This window comes from Deinococcus sp. Leaf326 (assembly GCF_001424185.1).
Classification (GTDB): Bacteria; Deinococcota; Deinococci; order Deinococcales; family Deinococcaceae; genus Deinococcus.
In genome coordinates, this window is sequence record NZ_LMOM01000056.1 from 1 (window position 1) to 8813 (window position 8813).

Consider the following 8813-nt stretch of genomic DNA (forward strand, 5'->3'; position numbering starts at 1 on the left):
GACCACCGGGTCAAGAGGCCAGAGGTGCAAGCACAGCAATGTGCTCAGCTGACTGGTGCTCATCAGACGAGGTCTTGATCTCTCCTCTTCTTTCTGAACTTCGCGGGTCCATCATGTGTGTGGCAGTACCCAAAATCCAGACACCCCCGTGCCCACAGCGCTGTGGACCCACCCCACTCCATGCCGAACTGGGTCGTGAAACACAGCAGCGCCAATGATACTCGGCTGGCAGCAGCCCGGAAAAGTCGGGGACCCACCCCACTCCATGCCGAACTGGGTCGTGAAACACAGCAGCGCCAATGATACTCGGCTGGCAGCAGCCCGGAAAAGTCGGTCAGCGCGGGGGTTTTTCTTTTTTCTACCCAACACGGAATATTCGCGCCCTCTGAGAAAGGGCGCTTTTTTGTTGCCTAGCTTTGCTCATCCACCATCACAATTTTCACATCTCTAAAAAGGTCTGGTTTACAGACGTAAGCCAGACCTTTACATAGCCGCACCTAAAAGTCCTCTACCTCGTCCTGAAGGTCATTTTCTTCTAGAGCGACGTACCGCCAGGTGGTGTTATTGATCTCGGCATAAATTAGAGTCCATCAGGTGCTGTGGAAGCTGGATGTAGTGCACGCGCTGCCAGGCACTGACCAACCGGGCCTTGAGCTCGTCCAGGTTCGACGCACAGAAGTTCCCCAGGACATTGCGCTTGACRTATGCCCAGACCAGCTCGATGGGGTTGAGCTCTGGGGCATACGGCGGTAAGTACACCAGTGAGAGACGTTCGTGGCTGGCCACGAACGTCTGCACGGCTTTGGCCCGNACATTGCGCTTGACGTATGCCCAGACCAGCTCGATGGGGTTGAGCTCTGGGGCATACGGCGGTAAGTACACCAGTGAGAGACGTTCGTGGCTGGCCACGAACGTCTGCACGGTTTTGGCCCGGTGGATGCCCGCATTGTCCAGGACGACCACCAAGTGCCCGGTCACATGGCGCAGCACATGCTCGAAAAACTGGATCACATCCCCACTCCGCATGGCGCCCTTTTKTGTGTTCTGGAAGAAYTGTCCCCCMGAGGTGATTGCCCCTATGGTGGAAAGCTTCTCCCAGTTCGCGGGCAAGGTCACCARGGGCGTCACGCCCCTGGTGTTCCAGGTCTGCCGGYGTACGCCCTTCATCGCAAAGCCCACCTCATCGAGATAGACCAAGGTGGCGCCCTCAGCGACCTTTTTTTTCAACTCCGGGGCCACCTGTTCTTTCCAGYTGGCAATCCGGAATTCGTTGCGTTCTGCTGCYCGTCCATCCGGCATCTGCGGTGTAAACCCCAGCGCATGRAGCAGCTTGCGAACATGATCACGGTGATACCAGATGCCCAGATGGCGGCCGATCACGKCCCGCACGCGGGCCGTCGTCCAGCTKTCATCTGGGKAGCCGTGATGACGTGAACCCTCCYGCRGGAGGGTTCGRATCTCTTCGCGCTGTTCGTCCGTCAATCGGCTGGGACGTCCAGTCGCGACGGTGGCCCCGAGGGTGCACTGCTGGTTCAGCCGCGTGACCCAAGTGCCGACCGTGTGAGACCCCGAAGTGCTCTGCGATGGCCTGGCGAGAGAAGGTCCCTTGTTGCAGCCATTCTTTTGCGGCGAGGCGGCGTTCTTCCTGCTGGGCACGGGTGAGTTTTGAGGGTTTCCAACCAGACATACCCACTCAGTATGGCAATGATAATTTACGCCGAGCTCAATAATTTGAGTCAGGTACGGGGATAGAGTTTGCGCCGTGACATCCCCTAAAAGTACTCTCTGTCAATGAAACAACCGGAACCAGCCTGAGCCCACCGAAAGGCTGCTTGCCAAACATCAACAGGGAGCCCCTTTTTAGATTTCGGCTGTTCCGGCTTATACTCGACTCTCTGAAACCCTTCGGATTCGTTCCACTGCTCTCCCTAAAGAATTTCCTGTTAACGCATCAAAGGTACTCCCTGTTGATGCGACAACCTGAACCAAACCTTGTCAGAGCTTGAGAGGGTGGGCGCAAGCGTTGTGCACGTAGGTGGGTCTAGAATCTTGCTATATAAACTGGCAATCGCTTTTGACGCCAATGGCTATTGGTGTCAAAACTGAAGAAGACGAGTATCTTGGCGCTACCTATGCGCACCAATCACCTCTCGAGACAGGAAAGTCCGCTGGCAGTCTGGCTTGACCTTCAGACCAAGTCCGACTATAGTCTCCGTTTTCTGGAAGGCGAACTCGAAGTCATTGACAATGAAAACCATCTGGTGCTTGCCCAGCGTCTGCTTGAGAAGCCCGAGTGATGCTCGTTCGTCTCAATCAGGTCCTCACGCTGACCAACCTGACCGACCAGGCTCTGCGCGTCCAAGCGGTTGAGGCCGCGAGCACCTACGACGTCGACACCCTGGTACAGGTCACGCAAGCTACATGACCGCCGGCAGCCGCAGAGGTGCCCGGACGAGTCCCAAGACGCTGGCCGCCTACAGCCTGGCCGTGCGGGATTTCGTACCTTGGGCCCAAGATCGCGGCGTACACCTCCTGCGGCCGGCCAGGCGGGATGGATAGCGGTACGTCGCGCAGCTACAGACAAGGCCCTCGCAGGATCGAGGCCGCATTGGAACGCTGTCGGCCTCGACCGTCGCGCAATACAGTGCAGGAGCACGCGCACTGTACCGGGCGCTGCGCTGGGCGAACGCGACGGATGCCCAACCGTTCGAGAATGCCTATGTACCGCCCGATCCTACTCCCGGCATCGTCAAGAATCCACCGTACGCCCAGGAAATCGATGCTGTCCTGGCGCACTGTGGGCCTCGGTTGGCGGCCTTGCTGCTCCTCTGCACCCACGCTGGTCTCCGCGTGAGCGAAGCCCTCAATGTGAAGATCGGCGATCTCCAGGGTAGGAGAGTGACGGTACACGGCAAAGGAGGCAAGATCCGTCAGGTCCCACTGGGCAAGCGGGTGCGTAATGCCGTGGCTAGCCTCTCCCCTGCACGCGGACGGCTCTCTCTCCGAGTGGACCTATCACCAAGCGAAGTCCCGGATGGGCCAAGCCTTTTGGGCGGCGGGGAGCTGCTCGGCGAAGGTCCAGAGGGCGTCGCGGTAGGCGAGGTTTTCGGGAGTGGGGCGGGCGTGGAGGATGAGACGGTGGCTGGCCTGGAGGCTGACGCCGAAGGTGTAGAGGAGGTCGGGGGTGCAGGAGGCTTTAAGGTCGTAGGTCTCTGGGGATTCCATGGATTCTTGGGGTATGGGGACCTTGTGCTCCTGCTGGGGCAGGGGCAGGGGATTGGGATTGGGGGGAGAAAGTTTCCATAATCCGTGATACGAACACTTCACGGAGGAGACGCCTCAACTCACGGACGCGCTACCTTGCTCGCTATGACCCTGGAACTGACGGTCGCCAACCTGGACCTCCAGACCCGAGCCGACCGGGTCGCCGGCCTCGAACCCGAAGCCCTCAAACGCGAAGGCCTCCGCGCCGCCCGCGATCGGGACGAGGAAGGACTCTGGGCACTCACCGAGGCCTACCTCGTTACTCACGGTGCTCGGGGTGCCCGGGTCAGTCACAACACCCTGGAGAGTTACCGCATCGGCCTGCAGGTGTTCCTCGCTTGGGCCGGACCCGCAGGCATCAGCCTGATCCGCCCCGGCGGCAGCATGGGCTTCAGATATGCGCGTCACCTGGAGGCCAGTGGCCTAGCCCCCAGCAGCGTTCGCAACCGCCTCGCCGGCGCCAGAGCGATCTACACCGCCCTGCGCTGGAGTGGCGCCACCGACGCCGCCCCTTTCACCGACGTCCGGGCCGCCTATGACCCGGTGCCGCGATGGGAAAAGCGTCAACCCTACGCCCCCGAAGACCTCGCGCTGTTGTTGCTGCACGCCGGGGTTCAGGAAGCTGTAATCGTGGTCCTGGGCGCTCACTCAGGCTTGCGGGCCACCGAGATGACCACGCTGCTGCGCAAGGACCTGCACCTCGATGCGCCGGAGCCGTACCTGGTCGTGACCGGCAAGAGACAGCGCCGCCAAGCAGTCGCGCTCTCACGCACCGCCGTGGCCGTGCTGCGCTCGTGGCTCAGTGCGTCGCCCAACTACGGCCCCTGGGTGCTGCGGATGCGCACCCGCCAGGGCGTCGAAAAGGCCATGCGCCGCACCTGCGTGGCAGCCGGTGTCCAGTACGAGGGCCGCGAGGTCCACGGTCTGCGGCATACAGCAGGAACTCGGATCTATGTGGAGAGTCAGGACCTGCTCGCTGTCCGCGACCATCTACGGCACCGGACTGTGGACAGCAGCGAGATCTACGTTAACTACGCCCGGAAGGGCAAGAAGAAGCCGGTCGCCGACTGGTGATCCCGACGGGAAGCTTGCGGCCCAGTACGTCACTCCTCAGAAGAGGCGTTGCAGACTACGCGGTTACGTCCCTGACGCTTGGCCTCGCAGAGCTTCTGATCTGCAGAGCTGAGCAGGTCTGCGAACTGTCCGCCACCGCCCTTACGGACACGGGGCCTAACCTCCGCAAGAACCCCTTCCAGCTCGGGTTACGGATCGTGTAACAGCGCCTGCGGGCGAGCTGAGTGGCCTGCCAGGCATTCACGGGACCCTGCCCTCTGAACCTGTGAGGCAACCGCGCGCTCCTGCGCCATGCGAGTGCGGTACTCGGCGAACTCAGCTGTAGAGATGGATCAGTCCTTACATGGTCAGGAACACTCGGTGGCCAGACTCCTCTTCAACCTCTATGGCATAGGCTGGAACACTCCATTCAGGCCAGAAACTCCGACAGGGCTGGGACGAGTCGTCATAGTCCCGTCTCCCAACTGGCCCTTACCGTTCACGCCCCAACTCAGTACCGTCCCATTCCCCTGCAAGGCAAGGTTATGCCCTCCACCAACAGCAATGCCCCTCACGCCTGTCAGGCCACCGACACTGCCAGGAACTGTTCGTGAGACTGTTGTTCCGTCTCCCAACTGACCAAAAATATTGGCACCCCAGCTTTGAACGGTCCCGTTCGATTGGAGTGCCAAGGAATAGTCGGCACCTTGAGCAAGGCGGATGACGTTAGTCAGACCATTCACAACTACAGGAACTGTACGGTCTGTCGTCGTCCCATCCCCCACTTGGCCACTGTCATTTCTTCCCCAGCTTTGAACCGTGCCGTCTGACCGAAGTGCCGAGCTATGGGCCGTACCCGCTGTCACACTGGTCACCCCCGCCACACCCAAGACGCCAACGGGCGCAACACGAATAGTTGTTGTTCCGTCCCCCAGTTGACCGGAGCTGTTCATGCCCCAACTCTGGACCGTCCCGTCTGCCTTCAGAGCCAGACTATGAACGCCCCCTGTAGCGACGTTGACTACCCCGGTCAGCCCAGGAACCTTGACGGGCATAAGACGAGAAGTCGTGGTGCCGTCCCCCAGCTGTCCGTAGGTGTTGGCACCCCAACTCTGGACGGTCCCGTCCGCCTTCAGAGCCAGACTGTGATCCGCACCTGCGGCAATAGCAACGATATCGCTCAACCCCAGAGCACTGACGGGCGTTGTGCGGTATGTCGCGAAAACACCGTCACCCAGTTGTCCAGAACTGTTTTGGCCCCAGCCTCGGACCGTGCCGTCCGCCCGGAGCGCCAAACTATGGTTGCGGCCTACAGCCAGACTAATAACACCCGTCAGGCCAGAGACGGTGACGGGTAACATGCGATTATTGAACGTTCCATCTCCTAGCTGTCCGTACGTATTGTCTCCCCAGCTTTGAACCGTACTATCCGCCCGGAGTGCCAGACTATAATTGCCACTCATTCCCGCAGCAACAGTCGTTCCACCTGCGAGGACTCCGATAACAGACTGAATCAGAAGAGGCGTTCCAGTTGCCGGACAACTCATACCTTCAAATACCAGCAGTTCGTGCTTGCCTACTGCGGAAAGTTGCACGCGCCAACGATTGGGGAAGTTGACACCGTCGTTGTTCAGTTTCGTGACGCTGATATTCGCGTCACCACCGCACAGCACTTTCGTTGTTGAGTCGTTCAGGTTGATGACATCGTAGTAGGCGGCTAGGCTCTTCGTGATCAACCCATTGTCCCTATACACCTGAGTCGGGAATTTGACGTAACTCCCGGACGTCTAACTGGTCGAATCCCACTGTTTGACTGCGGAACTCAGCGCCACAAGCGGCTCGGCATCGCGTACAGCTGTCACGTTCAGGGAGAAGCTGAAGGGATCTTTGGTGGCTCCGCCGTTCGCTGCGGAGGTCATTGGCACATTCACACCAAAGGTCACAAGAGTACTGTCACCTGGAGCCATGAAGGCTGCAAGACCTGACGTAGAGGGAGTAGTCAGTGCCCATCCAATCTGCGTCATAGCCTTGATCCCTTTGCCTACCGTATCCACTTGACTGACGTCCAGATCAGTCAGAAGGATGTTGGCCAGAGGATCGGTTACTGCAGTGCCTGTGGACGTATCAGCACTCTGGGCTTGGACGAGCGAGAGCTTACTCGTAGCTGCACTGGCGTCCGAGCCGTCGTAGTACCGCACGTTCGTGAAGACACTGTCGGTCATGCTGCCCTGAGGAACCACTGCGACGAGCTTCGGATTGCGGAGCGTCTGACCTGTGTTGTTGGTGACCCTATAGGTCACGCGTACATGGCGGATACCAGTCGCTGTGACAGCGAAGGTCTGCACGATGACGGGCGAAAAAGTGAACTGGTCCGGTGCACTGATGAGGCCCTGAGCGCCCAGACTACTAGGAGAGAGGGCCTGAACGCGACTGGTGAGCGCGTCCGTACCGATACCTTGGAAGTTGATCTGGAAGACACCCGGGAGGGTCTGGGGAACAGGCGTGCTCGGCGCAGTGACTCCTGGAAGAGCTGCGACGGGGGGAACAGAGGGCACCTGTCCGCAGGCGGCCAGGAAAAGAGCGGGAAGTAGGAGGAGAAGATGTTGTCGGGTCATGGTTAGAACTTGCCTCTGTGAAAGAACCCATGAGCAAGACCAATGCTCACTGAAATATGGGTGGCTCGGAGCGTGGCCACCCACGTTGCGGACGAGAGAAAACGGAAAGCTTAGAGAGAACTCTTGCACCAGCTGGAACGACCGTCATTGTCTGGAAGGCAGCAAAAACTGGATAGCCACAGGGAAGCCCTACTAAAGACAGGGAGTTGGAACGGAAGGAAGTCAAAGTGCGTCTTCGGTAAAGATCATCCGAATGAGCTGCTCTCCTGTAGCGGATATTCGGGCCAACAGCTTGGAAGACCCCCGACGTGGCCAAGCCAATGTGCCTGACACCGAAGGATAAACAGGAACCAGGGGAAACGGTTACACCCCTCCGGGGCACTACTTCCATTTTTTTGGAGGCTTTCAGACGGAAGGAGACATGAACTGGCTCAGACGACAGATCGACTGCTCTCTATTTAGGCCGTCGCAACGGCGCACGCGACACGAGCACCAGTATGCGTTTCCCATTCGTCTCGAAGGCCGCTGCGTAGCCGGTGACGCCCTGCTCAATCAGTCGTCTCTCACTAATCTGTTCGACGTTGACCCGGTGCAGGATGCGCTGGATGTAACCCGCCTCCAGACGTACAAGATAAACAGGCGTGTCTAGTGCCATGCGGCGCAGCACTGCGATCCCCACAGCCGTGTCCTGCGTCCCGAGGGGGTGGTAGAGCCGCTCGGCCGCGTTGTGCCGGATCGCCTCCTCGAGGGAGACCGTCCTAAAGCTCAGAAGTCCTTCTCTGCCGACCGGCTCACCGTGAGCCAGGCAGTGCAACAGCTCGCCCCGTAAGCGCTAACCCAGGCAGCGTAACCTCGGGCGTGCAGTTCTTTGAGGAGACTCAACCTCTTTCGCATGGGCATTTGTAGTGGCTTCTTCTCTGTACCGGTACTTCCCCTCCGGATGCGGCACTCGCTTACCCCGAAGATCCCTACCGGCTCAGGCTGTGTATCTTCGCGCAGCAGCGCGTGGCGGGTAAGCTGTGCGGCTTATCGTGTATTCATTCAGGGACCTCAGTGTGAATCGGGGGCGGAGACTGGAGTCGAACCAGTCGCGTGTGGAGCACGCTGGCCTTGCACGCCGCGCTTGACCCCCGCAAGGGCACCGTTCCCTCTACGGGGTGGATTGAACGGTCGAGCGACTCAGGTCTTCATGGGCAGTCCTCCAGAGGTAGATTCCGGACTTGGCTTTCCGGTGGGCGTGGGGTCGGCTCCCCGGCCAGCAAGGTTCGGGTTGCCGTCGCGGGGGGCAGCCGGTCGTGCTGGCAGACGACACGGCGAGCCTCCGTACGAGCTTGTCCTGGCCCGCGAGCGGCGCGGGTGGCCGTGCTAGCCGGGGCCTGGGCTGGCGCAGGGCAGAGATGCAGATCTGCCGGTGGAGGGCACCGGTACCCGAGGGACGGACTGTGAGCCGGACAGGAAGAGCCTGCGCGTGCGGAGCACGCGCGCCCTGGGCGCCTGGCCGGGCGCCCGCGGTCACTGGGTTTCTCTCAACCCACGTCGGAAGTCACGCTGCTCGCCGCGTTGGCGGTCCTGGGGCGGTGTGTGGCCCGGCCGGACAGGCCTGCTGCCTGGAGGGGCAGGTGCTGACTTGCTCTCCGAACAGCTTGCGGAAGGTCGCTTCAATCATGCGCGTAATGCCCTCGCCTTCGAGTAGTGGCAGCACCCAGCTCTCGACCGAGTCGGGAAGTGCTTCCTGCACGGCGTAGACAGCACTGTCTGGGCAATCTTGGCTCGCTTAGGGTAATGCTCCAGGTTTGACTTCAAGCGGCGTTGCGAGCGTTCGCCGATGACGTGAGTGTAGACCAGGGCGTAGCGTAGCCGAGCGCCGAATGACGGCGCTCG

At 60.2% G+C, this 8813-nt stretch carries 7 protein-coding genes, 1 rRNA gene and 2 pseudogenes; 4 read left to right on the forward strand and 6 right to left on the reverse strand.

Annotation, left to right across the window (positions count from 1 at the left end):
* The first annotated feature begins 148 nt into the window (after positions 1-148).
* Positions 149-260, forward strand: a 5S ribosomal RNA gene (gene rrf, locus ASF71_RS16515).
* Between the two features lie 301 nt (positions 261-561).
* Here the strand turns inward: rrf and ASF71_RS25325 are convergent.
* Both ASF71_RS25325 and ASF71_RS25870 read right to left on the reverse strand, forming a co-directional pair.
* On the reverse strand, positions 562-810 hold a 249-nt coding region (locus ASF71_RS25325), incomplete at its 5' end, for a transposase (protein ID WP_235514549.1).
* A gap of 1 nt (position 811) precedes the next feature.
* Positions 812-1687 (reverse strand): annotated as a pseudogene (locus ASF71_RS25870) (IS630 family transposase); the annotation flags it as partial.
* A gap of 445 nt (positions 1688-2132) precedes the next feature.
* Here ASF71_RS25870 and ASF71_RS24100 point away from each other — a divergent pair.
* Together ASF71_RS24100 and ASF71_RS16525 are read left to right on the forward strand one after the other, a co-directional pair.
* Positions 2133-2297, forward strand: coding sequence for a hypothetical protein (locus ASF71_RS24100; RefSeq protein ID WP_156372919.1), 165 nt, complete (start codon positions 2133-2135; stop codon positions 2295-2297).
* Positions 2294-3061, forward strand: a pseudogene (locus ASF71_RS16525) (tyrosine-type recombinase/integrase); the annotation flags it as partial. The gene ASF71_RS24100 and the pseudogene ASF71_RS16525, both read left to right, overlap by 4 nt.
* Here ASF71_RS16525 and ASF71_RS24560 read toward each other — a convergent pair.
* Positions 3016-3225, reverse strand: a complete 210-nt coding sequence (locus ASF71_RS24560) for a hypothetical protein (protein WP_162243131.1) — start codon at positions 3223-3225, stop codon at positions 3016-3018. The pseudogene ASF71_RS16525 and the gene ASF71_RS24560 overlap by 46 nt on opposite strands.
* A 144-nt stretch (positions 3226-3369) precedes the next feature.
* On the opposite strand from ASF71_RS24560, the gene ASF71_RS16535 reads away from it, so the two are divergent.
* Entirely contained in the window at positions 3370-4338 is a 969-nt protein-coding gene (locus ASF71_RS16535) for a tyrosine-type recombinase/integrase (protein WP_056302306.1), read from the forward strand.
* Between the two features lie 383 nt (positions 4339-4721).
* Here the strand turns inward: ASF71_RS16535 and ASF71_RS23070 are convergent, their stop codons facing one another.
* From ASF71_RS23070 to ASF71_RS24565, 3 genes are all read right to left on the reverse strand, one after another.
* Complete coding sequence (locus tag ASF71_RS23070) at positions 4722-6053, reverse strand: RCC1 domain-containing protein (protein ID WP_156372920.1); 1332 nt, start codon at positions 6051-6053, stop codon at positions 4722-4724.
* A gap of 51 nt (positions 6054-6104) precedes the next feature.
* The gene (locus ASF71_RS16545) at positions 6105-6932 is read right to left on the reverse strand and encodes a hypothetical protein (protein WP_056302308.1); all 828 of its coding nucleotides are present in this window, start codon (positions 6930-6932) and stop codon (positions 6105-6107) included.
* A gap of 454 nt (positions 6933-7386) precedes the next feature.
* Entirely contained in the window at positions 7387-7599 is a 213-nt protein-coding gene (locus ASF71_RS24565; RefSeq protein ID WP_162243132.1) for a hypothetical protein, read from the reverse strand.
* Between the last annotated feature and the right edge of the window lie 1214 nt (positions 7600-8813).

Bases quoted from the DNA above. Each gene is read 5' to 3' on its own strand.
- ASF71_RS24100 (WP_156372919.1), top strand. From the start codon at position 2,133: ATGCGCACCAATCACCTCTCGAGACAGGAAAGTCCGCTGGCAGTCTGG.
- ASF71_RS24560 (WP_162243131.1), bottom strand. From the start codon at position 3,225: ATGGAATCCCCAGAGACCTACGACCTTAAAGCCTCCTGCACCCCCGAC.
- ASF71_RS16535 (WP_056302306.1), top strand. From the start codon at position 3,370: ATGACCCTGGAACTGACGGTCGCCAACCTGGACCTCCAGACCCGAGCC.
- ASF71_RS16545 (WP_056302308.1), bottom strand. From the start codon at position 6,932: ATGACCCGACAACATCTTCTCCTCCTACTTCCCGCTCTTTTCCTGGCC.